The 18,827-nt window shown below is 60.3% G+C and carries 17 protein-coding genes, 1 pseudogene and 1 riboswitch; of the genes and pseudogenes, 16 read left to right on the top strand and 2 right to left on the bottom strand.

The window, feature by feature from the left end; all coding sequences use genetic code 11:
- Positions 1-16 precede the first annotated feature (16 nt).
- Positions 17-994: pseudogene (locus GS632_RS15645) on the bottom strand (NAD(P)-dependent oxidoreductase); the annotation flags it as partial.
- Between the two features lie 125 nt (positions 995-1,119).
- A riboswitch (cobalamin riboswitch) is annotated at positions 1,120-1,337 on the top strand.
- Positions 1,338-1,421: 84 nt separating this feature from the next.
- On the opposite strand from GS632_RS15645, the gene GS632_RS15650 reads away from it, so the two are divergent.
- Genes GS632_RS15650 through cobJ form a run of 7 tightly spaced genes read left to right on the top strand, consistent with a single transcriptional unit; the run spans position 1,422 to position 9,392 of the window.
- On the top strand, positions 1,422-1,805 hold the full coding sequence (locus GS632_RS15650; protein WP_171238262.1) for a DUF1636 domain-containing protein: 384 nt from the start codon (positions 1,422-1,424) through the stop codon (positions 1,803-1,805).
- Between the two features lies 1 nt (position 1,806).
- Positions 1,807-2,862, top strand: a complete 1,056-nt coding sequence (gene cobW, locus GS632_RS15655) for a cobalamin biosynthesis protein CobW (RefSeq protein ID WP_171238261.1) — start codon at positions 1,807-1,809, stop codon at positions 2,860-2,862.
- A gap of 3 nt (positions 2,863-2,865) precedes the next feature.
- A complete protein-coding gene (gene cobN / locus GS632_RS15660) occupies positions 2,866-6,159 on the top strand; it encodes a cobaltochelatase subunit CobN (protein WP_171722174.1) in 3,294 nt (1,097 codons plus the stop codon).
- The gene (locus GS632_RS15665) at positions 6,156-7,277 is read left to right on the top strand and encodes a cobalamin biosynthesis protein CobG (RefSeq protein ID WP_171238259.1); all 1,122 of its coding nucleotides are present in this window, start codon (positions 6,156-6,158) and stop codon (positions 7,275-7,277) included. Before cobN ends, GS632_RS15665 begins: the two co-directional genes overlap by 4 nt.
- A complete protein-coding gene (locus tag GS632_RS15670) occupies positions 7,277-7,906 on the top strand; it encodes a precorrin-8X methylmutase (RefSeq protein ID WP_171177486.1) in 630 nt (209 codons plus the stop codon). The genes GS632_RS15665 and GS632_RS15670 overlap by 1 nt, the downstream gene beginning before the upstream one ends.
- Positions 7,903-8,631 carry a precorrin-2 C(20)-methyltransferase gene (locus GS632_RS15675; protein ID WP_171238258.1) on the top strand — a complete coding sequence of 243 codons (729 nt, stop codon included), beginning with the start codon at positions 7,903-7,905 and terminating at the stop codon, positions 8,629-8,631. Before GS632_RS15670 ends, GS632_RS15675 begins: the two co-directional genes overlap by 4 nt.
- A complete protein-coding gene (cobJ, locus tag GS632_RS15680; RefSeq protein ID WP_171177490.1) occupies positions 8,628-9,392 on the top strand; it encodes a precorrin-3B C(17)-methyltransferase in 765 nt (254 codons plus the stop codon). Before GS632_RS15675 ends, cobJ begins: the two co-directional genes overlap by 4 nt.
- Here the strand turns inward: cobJ and GS632_RS15685 are convergent.
- Positions 9,383-10,129: a cobalt-precorrin-6A reductase gene (locus GS632_RS15685; RefSeq protein ID WP_171177492.1), complete on the bottom strand. Its 747-nt coding sequence runs from the start codon at positions 10,127-10,129 to the stop codon at positions 9,383-9,385. The two genes, cobJ and GS632_RS15685, sit on opposite strands and share 10 nt — an antisense overlap.
- On the opposite strand from GS632_RS15685, the gene cbiE reads away from it, so the two are divergent.
- The 9 genes from cbiE (at position 10,128) to GS632_RS15730 (ending at position 18,679) form a co-directional block, all read left to right on the top strand.
- Complete coding sequence (gene cbiE / locus GS632_RS15690) at positions 10,128-11,327, top strand: precorrin-6y C5,15-methyltransferase (decarboxylating) subunit CbiE (RefSeq protein WP_171177495.1); 1,200 nt, start codon at positions 10,128-10,130, stop codon at positions 11,325-11,327. The genes GS632_RS15685 and cbiE overlap by 2 nt on opposite strands.
- A complete protein-coding gene (locus GS632_RS15695) occupies positions 11,324-11,704 on the top strand; it encodes a cobalamin biosynthesis protein (RefSeq protein ID WP_171177497.1) in 381 nt (126 codons plus the stop codon). The genes cbiE and GS632_RS15695 overlap by 4 nt, the downstream gene beginning before the upstream one ends.
- Positions 11,701-12,495 (top strand): precorrin-4 C(11)-methyltransferase, encoded by a 795-nt coding sequence (gene cobM, locus GS632_RS15700; protein ID WP_171238256.1) that lies wholly within the window; start codon positions 11,701-11,703, stop codon positions 12,493-12,495. The genes GS632_RS15695 and cobM overlap by 4 nt, the downstream gene beginning before the upstream one ends.
- Positions 12,482-13,804, top strand: a complete 1,323-nt coding sequence (locus GS632_RS15705) for a cobyrinate a,c-diamide synthase (protein ID WP_371810088.1) — start codon at positions 12,482-12,484, stop codon at positions 13,802-13,804. The genes cobM and GS632_RS15705 overlap by 14 nt, the downstream gene beginning before the upstream one ends.
- A complete protein-coding gene (cobA, locus tag GS632_RS15710) occupies positions 13,801-14,529 on the top strand; it encodes a uroporphyrinogen-III C-methyltransferase (RefSeq protein ID WP_171177503.1) in 729 nt (242 codons plus the stop codon). Before GS632_RS15705 ends, cobA begins: the two co-directional genes overlap by 4 nt.
- Positions 14,522-15,265, top strand: coding sequence for a precorrin-6A synthase (deacetylating) (cobF, locus tag GS632_RS15715; protein ID WP_171238254.1), 744 nt, complete (start codon positions 14,522-14,524; stop codon positions 15,263-15,265). Before cobA ends, cobF begins: the two co-directional genes overlap by 8 nt.
- Positions 15,266-15,350: 85 nt before the next feature.
- Complete coding sequence (locus tag GS632_RS15720; RefSeq protein WP_171178077.1) at positions 15,351-15,809, top strand: DUF302 domain-containing protein; 459 nt, start codon at positions 15,351-15,353, stop codon at positions 15,807-15,809.
- Between the two features lie 79 nt (positions 15,810-15,888).
- Positions 15,889-17,508, top strand: a complete 1,620-nt coding sequence (locus GS632_RS15725; RefSeq protein WP_171722176.1) for a thiamine pyrophosphate-binding protein — start codon at positions 15,889-15,891, stop codon at positions 17,506-17,508.
- Positions 17,495-18,679 carry a CaiB/BaiF CoA-transferase family protein gene (locus GS632_RS15730; protein ID WP_171712030.1) on the top strand — a complete coding sequence of 395 codons (1,185 nt, stop codon included), beginning with the start codon at positions 17,495-17,497 and terminating at the stop codon, positions 18,677-18,679. Before GS632_RS15725 ends, GS632_RS15730 begins: the two co-directional genes overlap by 14 nt.
- Positions 18,680-18,827 lie beyond the last annotated feature (148 nt).

The raw sequence follows: 18,827 nt of genomic DNA on the forward strand, positions 1-18,827 counted from the left end.
AGCCCAGGCTGGACCTTTACGCCGGACCTCGCCCTTGCGGAACAACCTCGTACCCTGGCTCTTCCGGTTCATCATCTTCCATCTCCGGCGGGAAACCGGGGGCTGTGATGTCCAGGCCTGTCGCCTCTTCCAGTCGTTTGATGATATTCGGCGACAGCTCGCGATCCCCATACCGGGCAATGCCATCTTCAAAAATCTTGATCATGACCGGGTTCATTTCCAGAGGCACCCCGGCGCGGTCAGCGACCTCTTGAAACAGACCAATGTCCTTTTTCACCAAGTCCATAGTGAAAGAAATATCGCGCGATCCGTTCAGGATGACCTGACTTTCCGTTTCATGCACAAAGGACGTACCGGACGAGATTTTTATCGCCTCGTATGTTGTGTTCAGATCCATCCCGGCAGCCTTTGCCGTGACCAGCGCTTCGGCGCAGGTGATCAGGTTGGCCGTGGCCAGATAGTTGGTCATCACCTTCAGAACCGAGGCAGAGCCCAATTCACCAGTGTGCAAAACACGCCGCCCCATGGTGGTCAGAAACGGCAGAATTCGCTCAAAAGTCGCACGATCACATCCCGCGAAGATCGAGATATTGCCGGTGGCCGCCCGGTGGCACCCGCCCGAAACCGGGCAGTCCACTGCCGCGCCTCCGCGTTCGATCACCTCGGCCCCCAAACGCTTGACCTCGGCCTCATCGGTTGTCGACATCTCCATCCAGATTTTGCCGGGGCCCACTTCGGGCAGCATCTCTTGCATGACCGCATCTGATGCCGCAGGCGATGGCAAGCAGGTGATGACGGCATCGCAATCGCGCATCAACTGTGCCGGACCTTCGGCTGCCTTTGCGCCAAGGGCGACGAACTCGCCCACCAGATCCGCGTTCAGATCATGCACTATTAGATCAATCCCGTTTCGCAGCAAGGAACCCGAAAGCTTGCCGCCAACGTTTCCCAACCCGATGAATCCTACTTTCATATGTCGCCTCTCCCTGCTGGCTTGTACCCGTCATGCGATCACGGATTTATCTGACCATTCATGCCGCCCAACGACAACCACAGGTCGCTTTTCACACCCACACCCTGATGTTACGCGCAACGCGCTTGACAAGCGGGCCAGCGGTGCCGCATGACCCATTCGTTGGTGTCGGCAAGAGCCGATGAAAAGGGAATGCGTCAACGGATCTTCCGCCAAACGCAGCCGCCCCCGCGACCGTGACCGGAGAGGGTGCCCAATGCCACTGGCCAAGGCCGGGAAGGCGGGACATCCGACAGAGGACCCTGACGTACCAGGTCTCTGACATCCGCAAGCCGGGAGACCTGCCAGCACCCGAAGTTGAAACCGGGCGGGGTGTTCCGGTGTCGGGTCCATGTTGCGACACGTGGCCCGCTTGAAACCCCGTCCCCCGCGAAGAGGATTTGGGGGGATGAGAGACACGACTGAGACCACACCGGTCGAGCTTCTGGTCTGCACGACCTGCCGCCGCGGGCTGCCCGTCGAAAACGATGCGCAACGCCCCGGCACATTGCTGCACCAGGCCTTGGAACAAGCCGAATTGCCCGACGGCATCACCCTGAAACCTGTTGAATGCCTTTCGAACTGCGATCAGGGCTGTTCTATCGTGCTGCGCGGCGGTCCCGATCGCTGGACCTTCGTTTACGAGAACCTGAACGAAGTGGACCATGTCGATGTGATCATCGACGGCGCGACCAAGTATCTGGCTACCGAAGATGGCCTGGTGAAATGGCGCGAACGCCCTGAACATTTCCGCAAAAACTGCGCCTCGCGCATTCCCCCGATTGGAGCCTGACATGTCGAATCTCGAAAAACTTCCCGTCACCGTGATCACCGGCTTTCTGGGCTCGGGAAAAACAACGCTGGTCAAACACCTGATGCAGAACCCTCAGGGCAAACGTCTGGCCGTCGTCGTCAACGAGTTTGGCGATGTGGGCGTGGATGGCGATATCCTGAAATCCTGCGCCATCCCGGATTGCCCTGCGGAAAACATCATGGAGTTGGCAAACGGTTGCATCTGCTGCACCGTCGCGGATGACTTCATCCCGACCATCGAGGCGCTGATGGCGCTGGAACCGCGCCCCGAGCATATCCTGATCGAAACCTCTGGCCTCGCCCTGCCAAAACCGTTGTTGAAGGCGTTCGACTGGCCGGATATCCGCTCAAAGATCACTGTCGATGGCGTGATCGCTCTGGCCGATGCCGAGGCCGTCGCCGCCGGTCGCTTTGCCCCGAATGTCGAAGCTGTGGATGCCCAGCGCCTCGCTGATGACTCGATCGATCACGAAACGCCCCTGTCCGAAGTGTTCGAGGATCAGATCTCGTGCGCCGACATCATCCTGTTGACCAAGCCTGATCTTGCAGGACCCGAAGGTGTGGCCAAGGCCAAAGAGGTGATCGCCGCCGAAGCCCCACGCCCCCTGCCTGTTGTCGAAGTCGCCGAGGGCGTCGTGGATGTCCGCGTTGTACTGGGTCTGGAAGCCGCAGCCGAGGACGACATGGATGCGCGCCCGTCGCACCACGACGGTCACCACGATCATGAACATGACGATTTCGAAAGCATCATCGTCGAGTTGCCGGAACAAACCGACCCAGCCGATCTGGTCGCCAAGATCGAACGTCTGGCGTCAGAGCTGAACATCCTGCGTGTCAAAGGTTATGCCGCCGTTCAGGGCAAACCCATGCGCCTGCTGGTTCAGGCTGTGGGCGCACGTGTCCGTCACCAATATGACCGCCCATGGGGACCGGAGGAAGAGCGCCGTTCGCGTCTGGTCGTTATCGCCGAGCATGACGACATCAAAGAGGCCGAAATCCGCGGAATCCTTGCAGGCGTCACCGAGGCTGCCGAGTAAACCATGCACGTCGTCTTCCGCGAAAGCAACGGGCTCGAGGAAACCGAGACCCCAACCGATCTGGGCCAAAGCCCGGCGGATTTGGTTGTCTTGTCCTTCTCGGACAGCGACCTAGGCGCTTTCGCGGCGGGTTGGCATCGTGGCGGCGGGGCCGAGGGACGAATGCCAACACTTCGATTGGCCAATTTGACCGCCCTCAAACACCCTCTGTCCGTCGACACCTATGTCGAACAAACGTTGGACGGCGCCAAGGGCATTCTGATCCGCCTGATTGGCGGCGTGCCTTACTGGTCCTACGGCTTGCAACAGGTTCTGGCGCTGGCGCATGCTAAGGGCATCGCGCTTGCCGTTCTGCCCGCGGACGGGCGAGAGGATACGCGGCTGGATGACTATTCCACTCTGCCCGTTTCAACGCTGCGCCGTTTGGCCCATCTGTGTGACACCGGTGGTGAGGTCGCAGCGCAAGCCGCATTGGCCCAGATGGCCTTGGCAGCAGGGCTTTATGCCGGGCCGGTGATGGGCGCAAAGACCCTGCCTGAATGCGGCGCATGGTGCCCGGATCGTGGTGTAATCCCAACGGATACCGCGTTCGAAGGCGACGCAAAACGTATCGTCGTCACGTTTTACCGCGCATATCTGACGTCGGCCGACACTGCCCCAGTCGCAGCTCTGATCCGCAGTTTGCGTGCGCGCGGATTTGCGGCAGTGGGCCTGTTCGCACCTTCGCTCAAAGCGCCAACTGCTGCCGATTGGTTGCGCGAGACGCTTGGGGCGTTGACCCCCGCTGCCATCATCAACGCAACGTCCTTTTCGGGCAAAGGCGCGTCGGGCACGTCTCCGCTGGATGCCGCCAATGTGCCGGTGTTTCAGGTCGCTCTGGCCACCTCGCGCCGCAAAGCCTGGGCTGAGGCGGAACGCGGGCTCTCCCCTGCCGACCTTGCCATGCATGTTGTCTTGCCCGAGGTAGACGGGCGGATTTCGGCGGGCATCGCTTCATTCAAGGAACCGGGCAAACGCGATCCTCATCTGGAATACTCCCGCTTTGCCCACCGGGCCGAGGCCGAACGGATCGAAGCCATTATCGACCGGGTATCAGGCTGGCTGCGCCTGAACGACAAACCGAAGGCGGATCAGATCCCAGCGTTGGTGCTGTCGACCTATCCCGGCAAAGACTGGCAGATGGCCCATGCGGTGGGCTTGGACGCGCTGGCATCTGCCGAGGCGATGCTGTCCGATCTCCACAACGAAGGCTATGACACCACGCCAGAAGAGCCGATTGCTGAAACACTGTTGGACGCCCGCATTTCTTGGCCGCTGGAAGAATATTTGCACGCGCTGACCGATCTGCCCGAGCAATTGCAAGCCGACCTTCAAACGGTTTGGGGCAAATGCGAAGACGATCCGGCCTTTGCAGATAGCGCGTTACACTTCACAGCACTGCGCCGTGGTCAAGCTCTGGTCGCGTTGCAACCCGAACGCGGTACACCGGAACTGCGCGATGACGATTATCACGACCTGTCGCGCACGCCACGTCACAGCTATGTCGCCTTTTATCTGTGGTTGCGCAAAGGTCTTGGTGCTGACGCGCTGATCCATATCGGTGCGCATGGCACTCTGGAGTGGTTGCCGGGTAAGTCTGTGGCCCTGTCTGCCGATTGCTGGCCCGAAGCGCTGATCCGCGACCTGCCAGTGATCTACCCCTTTATCGTCAACGACCCCGGCGAAGCCGCGCAGGCCAAGCGTCGGATCGGAGCCGTCACGCTGGGCCATATCCCACCACCAATGAAGGAAAGCGGGACGCCGGACCGGATGGTGCGGTTGGAGTCGCTGCTGGATGAGTTCTCTAACGCAGACGGGTTAGACCCCAAGCGCCGCGACCGTTTGCAAGAAGATATCCGTGACGAAGCGCAGGCCATCGGGCTGGAAAACGATCTTGGCCTCGATCAAGCCACCTGCACATCCGAGGCGATCACCCGGATCGACCGCTTTGTCTGTGACATCAAGGAAAGCCAATTCGGCGACGGGCTACATATCTTTGGTCGCGTGCCCGAAGTGACAGGCAATTTCGACCCAACGGCTTCGGCCCATGCCGAACGAAGTGCTCTGATCGACGCGCTCGCGGGCAAACGGATCGAGGCTGGCCCATCCGGCTCTCCGTATCGTGGGCGGTCGGACGTGCTGCCGACAGGGCGGAACCTTTATACAACCGACCCACGCTCGGTCCCAACCCGCGCAGCATATGCGCAGGGCGTCAAACTGGCTGAAGAGCTTGTGCGCCGTCATCTGCAAGAAGAAGGCGATTACCCCAAAGGGCTGATTGTTGACCTGTGGGGCTCAGCCACCATGCGTACTGCGGGCGAAGAATTCGCCATGGCGCTGCATCTTCTGGGTGTAAAGCCTGTTTGGGACAAAGGTTCAGAGCGTGTATCTGGCATCGAGGTGCTTCCGATCACGGATCTCAGTCGCCCGCGACTGGACGTGACGTTGCGCGTGTCGGGCCTGTTCCGTGATGTGTTCCCGACCCTTTCGGCGCTGTACGGTCAGGCCGTTCGTGCGCTGTCTGCGCGCGACGAAGCGCCGGACTGGAACCCCTATGCAGGCCTGGCCCCTACGGCCCGCGTCTACGGCCCGGCGCCCGGCAGTTATGGCGTCAACATGACCCAATTGTCCGAAGTCTACACCGACGAAGCGCGCGTCCAGGCGGGCGAGGCTTGGCTGGAAGCCAGTTCTTTCGCGCTGGAAGGCGAACACATCGCACAGGACAAAGACGGTATCACCCAGCGCGTGGCCAATGCTGACAGCTTTGTTCACCTGCAGGATCTGACCGAGACCGATCTGCTGCTGGCCAACGACTACGCTACGCATGAGGCCGGATTTGCGGCAGCCAAGAAGGTCACCGGCGGCAGCGCGCAGCTTTACCATCTGGACAACACCAACCCCGAAAACCCGCGCGCCCGAACCCTGCCGGAAGAGATCAGCCGCGTCGTTCACGCTCGCGCCGCAAATCCCGGCTGGATCGCAGGGATGCAGCGGCATGGGTTCCGGGGCGCGGCTGAAATCGCGGCGACGCTGGATCACATGGCGTCCTTCGCGCATCTGTCCGGGACAGTCGCGCCGCACCTGTTCGACCTTTACCACGATGCCACATTGGGCAACGAAGAGGTGGACACTTTCCTGCAAGAGGCCAATCCCCTGGCCCATCAAGCGATGCAGGACCGGTTCCGCGCTTTGCTGGAGGCCGGGCTTTGGAACACTCGCCGAAACTCGATCCGGGCGGATCTGGAGGGCCTGACATGAGCGCTCCTATCGTTCAGGGTTGGTGCCCCGGCGCCCACCGCCCGATGATGTCCGGCGACGGATTGGTCGTGCGGGTCCGGCCCCGGCTGGCACGCCTGACGGCTGATCAGGCGCTGGGTCTGTGCGACCTTGCAGATCGGTTTGGCAACGGGTCGATCGATTTGACCAACCGCGCCAATCTGCAACTGCGCGGCGTGGAGGACTATGACCATCAGCCGCTGCTCAAGGAGCTTGCAGCGCTGAACCTTCTAGATGCAGAACCCGGCATCGAGGTGCGACGCAATATTCTGGTCACTCCGCTGTATCAGGCCGATGATTTGACTGCGCGCCTAACGCAGGAATTGATCGACCGGTTGGCGGAGCTGCCTGCCCTTCCCGCCAAGTTCGGCTTTGCCATCGACACCGGACCCGCGCGGCTTTTGAACGCGGATTCAGCAGATATTCGTCTGGAAACAAGCGTTGACGGCCTGATCCTGCGCGCCGATGGCTGCGAAACGGGGCGACCTGTGACCGAGGTCGATGCCATCGATCATGTCATCGCGTTGGCCAGTTGGTTTTCAAAGACATACACGTCCGAAACTCGCCGCATGGCGCGGGTCGTCGACGCGTTGCCGCGGGAATGGCAAGGACATGCGCCTGGTCCCGTTGGCTCAAAACTGCAACCTGGCCCGTGTGATCTGGGCGCGCTGTATGGCGCGGCTTTTGGATCGCTGCCCGCGCGCAAGCTTTATGATCTGATTGACGACAGCGGCGCATCTGCCCTGCGCGTCACGCCGTGGCGGCTGATCCTTCTGGAAGGCGGGGCGGCGATACCCGCAACAAAGTTTGTCACGGATGCCTCTGACCCGCTGATGACCACCGACGCCTGCCCCGGCGCACCGTTCTGCCCACAGGCGCAGGTGGAAACCCGCGACATCGCCCGCGCCCTGGCTGCGCGCGTACCCGGGCGCCTGCATGTCTCAGGCTGCGCCAAGGGTTGTGCCCGGATGGGACCTGCCGACATCACATTGGTGGGCGCAAACGGACGATTTGATCTTGTAAAACAAGGCCGCGCAGGGGATGAGCCCTGCCAGCGCGGGCTCGACCCCGAAACACTCATGACTATGGACTTCACCTGATGCCCTACACATACGAAACCGATGGCGCGGCGATCTACAAGGAAAGCTTTGCCACCATCCGGTCCGAGGCTGATCTGGCCCGTTTTGATGCCGATGAAGAGCAAGTCGCCGTCCGGATGATCCACGCTGCGGGTATGGTCGGGCTGGAAGAGTTCATTCATTTCTCGCCTGGTTTTGTGACGGATGCCCGCACGGCGTTGGAAAATGGCGCACCGATCCTGTGTGATGCGCGTATGGTCAGCGAAGGTGTGACCCGTTTCCGCCTGCCCGCCGATAACGAAGTGATTTGCACCCTGCATGACGAACGCGTGCGCCCTTTGGCCGCCGAGATGAGCAACACCCGCTCTGCTGCCGCGCTGGAACTGTGGCGTCCGCATCTGGACGGTGCATTGGTCGCCATCGGCAACGCGCCGACGGCCCTGTTCCACCTTCTGAACATGTTGGAAGACCCCGACTGCCCGCGCCCTGCCGCGATCATTGGCTGCCCCGTGGGCTTTGTCGGCGCAATGGAATCCAAGGATGCGCTGTGGGAGGCACAACCGGTGCCGTCCTGCATTGTCAAAGGTCGTCTGGGCGGCAGTGCCATCACCGTGGCCGCCGTCAACGCCATCGCAAGCCGGGCAGAATGAGCATGGGCACCATATACGGCGTGGGTCTTGGCCCCGGCGACCCGGATCTGATGAGCGTCCGGGCAGATCGTCTGTTGCGCAATGCCAAGCATGTGGCCTTTTTCCGCAAGCCGGGCCGCAGCGGTCAGGCCCGCAAGATCGTCAACGGCATGATCCCTGAAGGTGCGGTGGAATTTCCGATGGAATACCCCGTAACCACCGAGATCCCCGTCACGGACCCGCGTTACAATGAGTTGCTGGCCGCATTCTACGAGGATTGCACTGCCCATCTGAAAACACTGTCCGAACAGGGCGAAGACGTTGTGGTTCTGTGCGAGGGCGATCCGTTCTTCTATGGCTCTTTCATGCATCTTTACAACCGGTTGCGCAATGAAGCTCCGGTTGAGGTTGTGCCTGCAATCACCGGCATGTCCGGTGCGTGGACCGCGACAGGTGACCCGATCACATGGGGTGATGACGTGTTGACCGTGCTGGTTGGCACCTTGCCGGAAGACACTTTGGCCGAGCGTATGGCGCAAACTGATGCGCTCGTTGTGATGAAGATCGGGCGGAACATCGAGAAGGTGAAGCGGGCTTTGAAAACCTCAGGCCTCTATGACCGGGCGTGGATCGTCGAATACGCACAGATGCCGAACCAAACGGTGACAAAACTGTCGGAGGCATGCGAAAAGATCACCCCGTATTTCTCGATCATCGTGGTGCATGGTCAGGGACGGCGGCCATGAGCGGTTGGGTCAAGATTGCAGGGCTGGGGCCGGGCGACGAGGCATTGGTGACACCAGAAGTCACTGCGGCGCTGGCTGAGGCCACCGATGTGGTAGGTTACATCCCGTACGTCGCGCGTGTGACCGAACGCCCTGGCCTGACCTTGCACGCAAGCGACAACCGGGTCGAAATCGACCGCTCGCAACACGCATTGCAAATGGCTGCCGAGGGCAAAAAAGTTGTCGTCGTATCCTCAGGCGACCCCGGTGTGTTTGCCATGGCCGCAGCCGTCTTTGAGGCGCTGGAGAGCGGCCCGTCTGAATGGCGCGAACTTCAGATCGATGTACTGCCGGGCATCACCGCAATGTTGGCCGCATCTGCGCGGGCGGGTGCGCCCATGGGACATGATTTCTGTGCCATAAACCTCAGCGACAATCTGAAACCGTGGTCATTAATCGAAAAGCGTCTGCGTCTGGCGGCACAGGCCGATTTCTCGATGGCCTTCTACAATCCACGCTCAAAGTCTCGTCCGGAAGGCTTTGTAAAGACATTGGAAATCCTGCGTGACGAATGCGAGCCCGAGCGCCTGATTATGTTCGCTCGCGCGGTTTCGCGGTCAGACGAGGCGATCCGAATTTCGACGCTTGCCGAAGCCACGCCCGAGATGGCGGATATGCAGACAGTGGTCATTGTGGGTTCGTCCCGCACCCGCGTGATCGAGCGCAAAGGCACACCAATCGTCTACACCCCACGTTTTACCCCTGATAAGGATCAGGGATGAGACAGCCAGTCCAGAACCTGTGCGACAGTCGTAAGCTCGGTCCGTTGCGGCAGAACCGGGCGGTCGATCATCAACACGGGCAAGCCCAGCGCGCGCGCCGCATCCAGCTTGGCCCGCGCGCCGGTGCCTCCCGCGTTCTTGGAGACGACAAGCTGCGTCCCATGGCGCTGCATCAGCGCGCGATCGTCGGCTTCGGTAAAGGGCCCTCTGGCAACGACAACTTCGGCATTCGGCAGGGGCAAGCTGTCGGGGTCATCCACCAGACGCAGCAGATAATTGTGCTGGGGCTGGGCGGCAAAATCCTCAAGATGCATGCGGCCAACGGCCAGGAAAACCCGCTGTGCGTCCCCGGACAGTGCATCGACAGCCGCCGCGATATCAGGGACGTGATGCCAGTTATCGCCGGTCTGCGGCGTCCACGCCGCGCGGGTCAGCGCGGCCAGGGGCATCTGCGTTGCCCAACACGCCTCGATCGCGTTCCGGCTCATCTGGGCCGCAAACGGATGGGTTGCGTCCACGACATGAGTGATGGCGTTGTCGCGGATGAAATCCGCCAAACCTTCCGAGCCGCCGTAACCGCCAACACGGACTGGCAAAGGCTGCGGGCGTGGCGTTTCCACCCGTCCTGCGTAGGAATAGACAGCCGTAATTCGTTGTTCCACAAAGGTTTTAGCCAAGGCATTGGCCTCGGTCGTACCGCCCAGAAGCAACACATTGGGGATCAGGAGATTAGTCATGTCTGATGCTCCGTGGCTGACCGTTCTGGGATTGGGCGAAGATGGGCTTGATGGCCTGTCGCCAACAAGCCGTCAAGTGCTGGACCGGGCCGAAGTGATCATGGGGCCACCGCGCCACCTGTCGCTGGTGCCCGAAACCTGGGCGGAACGCATTGAATGGCCGGTGCCGTTTTCGGATGGCTTGCCGATCCTGCAAGGTTTGCGCGGGAAACAGACCGTTGTTCTGGCTTCGGGCGATCCGTTCTGGTTTGGCGCGGGCTCGGTCATTGCTCGCAATTTCGATGCCGGTGAATGGACCGCCCTGCCCGGCCAATCCACCTTTTCGCTGGCCGCTGCACGGCTCGGCTGGCCCTTGGAAAGTACTTTGACCTTTGGCCTGCACGCCGCGCCGCTGACCCGTTTGCGGCCCCATCTGGCCCCTGGTCTGCGCGCGATTCTGTTGCTGCGCGACGGAAAGGCTGTGGCGGAACTAGCAACATATTTGACTGAAACCGGTTTTGCAGATTCTTCTCTGCACGTTATGCAGGCTTTGGGCGGTCCGCGCGAAAGCTCCAAAACCGTCACTCTGACCGAGGCCCTTCTTGGCACGTTCGACCATCCCGTCTGCGTTGGCCTGGACGTCACTGGCTCAGGTCCGGCCCTGTCCAAAGCGTCTGGCAAACCCGATGACATCTTTGAAACCGACGGTCAAATCACCAAACGCCCCATCCGAGCGCTGACCCTTTCAGCGCTTGCCCCGCAACGGGGCGAACATCTGTGGGATATCGGCGGCGGCACGGGTTCAATAAGCATCGAATGGCTGATGTGTGATCCGACCCTTTCCGCAACGTGTTTCGAGCCCCGTGCTGACCGGGCCGAGCGTATCCGCCGAAATGCAGATACGTTGGGGCAGGATCGATTGAATGTAGTACACGGAACCGCACCAGAAGCGCTGTCCGGTGTCGACCTGCCGGATGCCGTTTTCATCGGCGGAGGGTTGAGCGCCAATCTGCTGGCGTGGCTGCGCGATGCGCTTCCCAAAGACACACGTCTTGTCGCCAATGCGGTCACATTGGAAAGCGAGGCCCTGCTGGCACGTTGGCACGAAGACTTGGGCGGTGACCTGCTTCGGATAGAACTTGCACAATCAGCCCCGCTGGGACCAAGGCGCGGCTGGAAATCCGCCTATCCGGTGGTGCAGTGGAGCGTGACGCTATGATCGTTGCTGGCCTCGGTTTCTCCTCTTCTGCGACAGCCGACAGCTTGCGTGAAGCGTTTGACGCGGCGACTGCGAACCATGATGTGGCAGCCTTAGCGACTGTCGCCGACAAGGAAGGCCATTCAGCACTGACATCCTTTGCAGAAGAGGTGTCTCTGCCCGTGCATTTCGTTGCCGCAGCTGATCTGGCCGGGCAACGCACGCTCACTTGCTCGACCCGTAGCCGGGCCACCTATGGCACCGGAAGCGTGGCCGAAGCATCCGCATTGGCTGCCGCCGGAAAGCTTGTTGGCTCGGGCGCGCGGTTGCTCTCACCCAGACAGATTTCAGACGACCGGCTGGCGACCTGCGCCATAGCCATCGGAGGACAAACATGACCGTTCATTTCATCGGCGCCGGACCGGGCGCCGCCGACCTGTTGACACTGCGCGGGCGCGATATCATCGCATCCTGTCCTGTGTGCCTTTACGCTGGGTCTCTGGTGCCGGAAGAGATCCTGAGCCACTGCCCCGAGGGCGCAAAGATCATCAACACAGCGCCGATGGATCTGGATCAGATCATGGCCGAGATCGACGCGGCCCATAAAGCGGGTCAGGATGTGGCGCGCCTTCATTCCGGTGATCTGTCGGTCTGGTCGGCTATGGGTGAGCAAATCCGCCGCTTGAAAGAGATGGGCATCCCGGTCAGCGTCACACCGGGCGTGCCTTCGTTTGCCGCTGCCGCTGCTGCGCTGGGTACGGAACTGACGTTGCCGGGTCTGGCGCAATCCGTGGTGCTGACCCGAACACCGGGACGAGCATCCTCGATGCCCGAAGGCGAAACCTTGGAAAACTTCGCGCGCACAGGGGCGACGCTGGCTATTCACCTGTCGATCGGCAATCTGGACAAGGTCATCGCCGATCTGACACCGGCCTATGGGGCAGATTGCCCGGTAGCCGTAGTTTACCGCGCCAGCTGGCCGGATGAGCAGATCATTCGAGCCACGTTGGAAACACTCAAAGACTCGCTGGACGAGAAAATCTCACGCACTGCATTGATTATGGTCGGTCCGGCGCTGGCGGGCGAAGGCTTTGACGAAAGCTGCCTGTATTCAAAAGATTACGACCGCCGCTATCGCCCGCAAAGCGCAGAAAGCCCCTGGTCCAGCTGGAGCCATGGCGATGACTAACCCCCCCGGCGTTCTGATCTCGGCCCCGTCGTCGGGCACCGGCAAGACAACGGTGATGTTGGGCTTGTTGCGGGCTTTGGCCGAGGATGGTCTGACCGTTCAACCGTTCAAAAGCGGGCCGGATTACATTGATCCTGCGTTCCATCGGGCGGCAGCGGGACGAGCCTCGTTCAACCTAGACAGCTGGGCGATGGGCGAGCCCCTTCTGAGCGCGATTTCGGCGCAGGCCGAGGGCGCGGATATCGTTGTGGCCGAAGGTTCGATGGGGCTGTTCGACGGTGTCGCCAAACCCGGAGAGCTGGGCCACGGGTCAAGTGCGGAAACTGCTGCGCGGATGGGATGGCCGGTGGTGCTGGTTCTGGACGTCGGCGGTCAGGCGCAATCGGCGGCAGCGACGGCGTTGGGGTTCAAGATGTACAACCCCGATCTGCCCTTTGCCGGAGTGATCCTGAACCGCTGCGCCAGCCCCCGGCACGAGCGTTTGACACGACTGGGCATGGAACGCGCAGGATTACCGGTGCTGGGCGTGTTGCCGCGCCGAGGCGACCTGACCCTACCCGAACGGCATTTGGGTCTGATTCAGGCGGTTGAGCATCCGGATCTGGAAAGCGCAATCGTCGGCTATGCGGCGTTTCTGCGCGAACATGTTGATCTTGAGGCGATCAAACGGGCGGCTTCCTCAGGCCCCGGCGGGCCATCGTCAGCCGCGCTGCCGCGCCCTCCTGCTCAGCGGATTGCGCTGGCTCGGGATGCGGCCTTTTCGTTCACCTATCCGCACCTGTTGGAAGGTTGGCACGCGGCCGGGGCCGAAATCCTGCCTTTCTCGCCACTGGCCGATGAAGCCCCGGCGGCGGATGCCGATCTGGTTTGGCTGCCGGGTGGATACCCGGAACTGCACGCTGGAACATTGGCCGCTGCGAACACGTTTCTGACGGGTCTGCGCAAGCATGCTGTGTCGAAGCCCGTTCATGGGGAATGCGGGGGGTATATGGCGCTTGGGACAGCGCTGATGGACAAGGATGGAGCGCGGCATGAAATGGCAGGTTTGCTGGGACTGGTGACATCTTATCAAAAGCGTAAGTTCAACCTGGGCTACCGCAAGGCCGAGCTTCTTGCGCCCATGCCCGGTTTTGCTGAAGGCGCTGCACTGCGCGGGCACGAATTCCACTATTCTTCGATTGTGGAGCAACCTGATGCCCCGCTTGCGCGTGTGTTTGATGCAGAAGGCGCAGAAGGCCCGCAGACAGGCTCGGTGCGCGGCAATGTCACCGGCACGTTCTTTCACCTGATCGCAGAGGCCTCGGCATGAGCGGCTTTGTCTCTTTCATCGGTTCGGGCCCCGGAGACCCTGAACTGCTGACACTGAAGGCCGTGGACCGGATGCAGAAAGCGGATGCCGTGCTGTTTGATGACCTGAGCAGCGGGCCCATTCTGAGCCACGCGCGCGAGGATGCGGATCTTGTGGGGGTCGGCAAACGGGCTGGACGCCCCTCGCCCAAACAGGACCATGTCAGCCGGTTGTTGGTGGATTATGCCCAGACCGGCCAGCACGTTGTGCGGCTGAAGTCCGGCGATGGCGGGATGTTCGGGCGTCTGGAAGAAGAGCTTGTGGCCCTGCGTGAAGCAGGTATTGCCTATGAGATCATTCCTGGCATCCCCTCAGCCATTGCGGCGGCGGCTGCAGCCGGTATTCCGCTGACACGCCGTCTGACCGCACGGCGGGTACAGTTTGTCACCGGTCATGACGTCAGCGGCGAACTGCCGGACGATCTGAACCTGACTGCTTTGGCTGACCCTCAGGCCACCACCGTTGTGTTCATGGGCAAGCGCACCTTCCCGCTGCTGGTTCAAGCGTTGAATGCTCATGGCCTGCCACTGGACACTCCGGCGTTGATGGCTGAATCCGTGTCGACCCCGGATCAAAAGCTCCGGCGCGCTACCATCGGCGCGTTGGCGGATCAGTTGAAGTCCGAGATTGGCAAAGCTCCGGCGCTGATCCTGTATGGCCCACTGGCGGAGTTCGTAGATGATTGACCTAAGCCTGATCGGCATCGGCACGGGAAACCCCGATCATGTGACCTTTCAAGGGGCGAAGGCGATCCGGGCGGCGGACTTGATTCTGATTCCGCGAAAAGGGGAGAACAAAGCCGATCTGGCCGGGCTGCGCGAGGAAATCATTGCCGAAGTAACCGATACCGCGCCCCAGATCGCTTACTTCGATATCCCCAAACGCCGCGCTGACGATGGCTATTTGCGCGGAGTTGACGAATGGCACGATGCCATTGCCCTGCGCTGGCAAGAGGCTATGGATACCCACCCAACGGCACAACATGTGGCCTTGCTGATTTGGGGAGATCCGTCGCTTTATGACAGTTCGCTGCGCATCGCGTCGCGGCTGGACCCCAAACCCAACACGAAAGTGATCCCCGGCATTACTGCCTTGCAAGCGCTGACTGCGGCCCACGCGATCCCGATCAATGATCTGGGTGCGCCTTATGTCGTCACAACAGGCCGCCGCATTCGGGATGAAGGGTGGCCCGCAACCGGCTCAAAAGTAGCGGTTATGTTAGATGGAGAATGCTCGTTCCAATCCCTTGAGATGGCGGAATTCGACATCTGGTGGGGCGCGTATGTGGGTATGAAAGAAGAGCTGCTGATCAGCGGTCCGCTGGATCAGGTCGCGCAGCGGATTCTGGACACCCGAGCCAAAGCCCGCGCCGATCACGGCTGGATCATGGATATCTACCTGTTAAAGAAGCGCGCCGCATAAAAGCGCGAGCCGAACACGGGTTTGTGACTGCGCTACACGGCCAAGTCTGGCACACATGATTCAGCAAGTTTTCGGAGACGTGATGATGAAAGCGCTCATACCCCTGTTCTGCCTGATCGCTTTGCCCGTCTGGGCACAAGACATACCCAAGGGTTGGGTCGTACACCCATCAGACAAGCCCTATGCCGAACTGGTCGATGCCACCAAAGCCGCCATCAAGGAAAACGGGTTGATCGTCGTAACTCAGGCTGGCCCCACCAAGGCGGCGGCTGCGCGCGGGATCACCATTCCGGGCAACCGGGTGATCGGGGCCTTTAACAATGACTATGCAGTGCGGGTGCTTGAAACCTCGACCCATGCGATGATCGAAGCGCCCATCCGCTTTTATGTCACCGAAAACGAGGACGGCTCTGCCACTCTGTCCTACAAAACTCCCAGCTTTGTTTTTGCCCCATACGCATCGGAAGGTGGGCAAGCCTTGCTGGACATTTCCGCAGAACTTGACACAAAGTTTCAATCTGTCGCCGAAGACGCAGTCAAATAGTCACACTGGCGTGAACCGGCTTGCGTCTGTGGGCGTCCTCCGCAATCTGCTTTGAAACGGTTATTTCGGAGCATGACTGATGCAGGACTCTTCGCCCCGCGCTGCGGATCTTCTGGCCCAACGACTGTACGAAGCGGGGTGCCGCCACGCATTTGGGATGCCAGGGGGTGAGGTTCTTACGCTGGTGGACGCACTAGAGAAGGCAGGCATCACCTTCCATCTGACCAAGCATGAAAATTCTGCCGGGTTTATGGCAGAGGCGGTGCATCACCGCGATGGCGCACCTGCGATATTGGTGGCCACACTTGGTCCGGGAGCGATGAACGGTATCAACGTCGTTGCAAATGCGCTACAGGACCGCGTGCCCATGATCGTTCTGACCGGATGTGTCGACGCAGATGAGGCCCTGACCTACACGCATCAGGTCATGGACCACGCCCAAGTATACCGCTCGATCACCAAGGGTACCTTCACGCTGACCGCCAACGGCGCGGACGTGGTGGCCGACAAGGCGGTATCTCTGGCCATGCAGCCGCGCCCCGGCCCGGTTCATGTTGATGTACCTATCTCGGTTGCTGACACGCCAGTGATCGGTGTGAAACGCCGCCGTCTTGCCAAGGTCGCGCCAGTAAGCCCGGGGGGGGAGTGTCTGGAAAAGGCCCGCCGATGGGTGGCCGAGGCCGAGCGCCCAATTGCCATCATCGGTCTGGATGTCCTCTATGATGACTCGCGCAGTGTGGTGCAGGCGTTTTTGGAACATTTTGGCATTCCCTTCGTGACGACCTACAAAGCCAAAGGCGTGGTGCCAGAGGATCACCCCCTGTGTCTGGGCGGTGCGGGCCTGTCTCCTTTGGCGGACAAACATCTGGTGCCGCTGGTCGAACAATCCGATTTGGTGCTGTGCCTGGGCTATGACCCGATCGAAATGCGGCCCGGTTGGCGCGAGATTTGGGATCCCGAAACCAAGCGCGTCATCGACATCTCTGCCGTGGTGAACGATCATTACATGCATCAGGCGGGTCTAAACCTTGTTGCCGATACAGGCGAAACGCTGGAAGCCATCGCCAAAGGCAACCCCGCCCGTACAACTTGGCCAAATGGCGAGCCCTCACAGGTCAAAACTGCTTTGGCAGAGGCTTTCCCAAATGACGAATCCTGGGGACCGGCGGCAGTCATTGCTGAAACCCGGGCGGTTTTGCCCCCTGAAACTCTGGCAACCGCAGATAGCGGCGCACATCGTATTTTGCTGAGTCAGATGTGGGGGTGCAGTGAAGAGCGCGGGCTGATCCAGTCTTCGGCGCTGTGTACTATGGGCTGCGCGGTTCCGATGGCCATCGGCCTGAAACTGGCCGAACCTCAACGCCCGGTCATCAGCTTCTCAGGCGATGCCGGTTTTCTGATGGTGGCTGGTGAATTGTCGACCGCCGCCGAAATGGGAGGCAACCCGATCTTTTTGGTCTTTGTGGATGCAAGCCTTGCTCTGATCGAACTGAAACAGCGTCAAAGACAAATGGGCAACAAGGGCGTGGACTTTGGCTACCATGATTTCGCTGCCATGGGCCGAGCCTTTGGTGGGAATGGCCAAACCGTTCGCAACAGGGCAGAGTTGCGCGCAGCGTTGGAAGCTGCTGTAAAGGCCGAGACATTTACCGTCATTGCTGCTGAAATTGAGCGCGGAGGTTATGATGGCCGCATCTGAAGGCCCCCTGAACGGCGTCAAGGTTCTGGATCTTAGCCGGATTCTGGCAGGGCCCACATGCACGCAGTTGCTTGGCGATCTGGGCGCAACCGTCATCAAGATTGAAAACCCCGCCACAGGCGGCGACGACACAAGGCAATGGGGTCCGCCCTATGTGACAGATGCCCAGGGCAACCGCTCGGACCTAAGTGCGTATTTCATGTCAGCCAACCGCAACAAGAAATCCGTCGCTCTGGATATCGCCACAGCCGAAGGCCAGGCGGAAATTCGGCGGCTGGCGTCACATGCGGATATCCTTATCGAAAATTTCAAGCCCGGCGGGCTGGCGAAATACGGTCTCGACTACGCCACCCTGTCGCAAGAGTTTCCCGATTTGGTCTACTGCTCAATATCGGGCTACGGACAGACAGGCCCCAATTCCAGCAAGCCCGGCTACGATCTGATGGCACAGGGCTATGGTGGGATCATGTCACTGACCGGCGATCCGGAAGGTGCGCCCATGAAAGTTGGCGTCGGAATCGCAGATGTGATGTGTGGTATGTACGCAACCGTCGGCATCCTTGCCGCACTACGTCACCGCGACCTGACTGGCGAAGGGCAGCAGATTGATCTGGCTTTGGTGGATGCTCAGATCGCGTGGCTGATCAATGAAGGCGTAAATTATCTGACTTCAGGCGATGTCCCGCAGCGGCGCGGCAACGGGCACCCGAATATCGTACCCTACGACGTCTATGAAACCGCTGACGGGCACGTCATTCTCGCGGTTGGAAATGACGGTCAGTTCAGAAAACTCTGCAGCTTTATCGAAAGAGCAGAACTGGCAGACGACCCCAGATTTGCAACCAATCCAGCCCGTTTGGAAAATCGAGATGCGCTGAACGCGGTTCTTCGTCCTGCGGTTAAAACGTTGAGCACACAGGCCGTTATTTCTGGACTTGAAGCCGTCAAAGTTCCTGTTGGTCCGGTTCAGACGCTTGATCAGGTCTTTGATACTGAACAGGTGGCCGCGCGGCAGATGCAGATCGCAATGCAAGCCCAACCTGGTCAGGTCAACCTGATCGGGAATCCACTCAACTTGTCTCGTACGCCTGTAACATATCGCAGCGCGCCACCGGTCTGCGGGGCGGATACTCAGGCGGTTCTGAGCGCCGAAAACCCTTTCGAAGATTGAAATACTTGCACATTTAGGCAGCAACTCGCTGAAACATGCTCTTGAATCGGCGGTTTTTTTCGCCTTTTTCGCACACGGCATTTCACCAATTCGAGAGCAGGGTCGATACTGTTACGCCCCTCCCTCACACTCTGTTACATCGAACAGT

Origin of the sequence: Ruegeria sp. HKCCD7296 (assembly GCF_013110775.1) — a bacterium.
Taxonomy (GTDB): Bacteria; Pseudomonadota; Alphaproteobacteria; order Rhodobacterales; family Rhodobacteraceae; genus Ruegeria.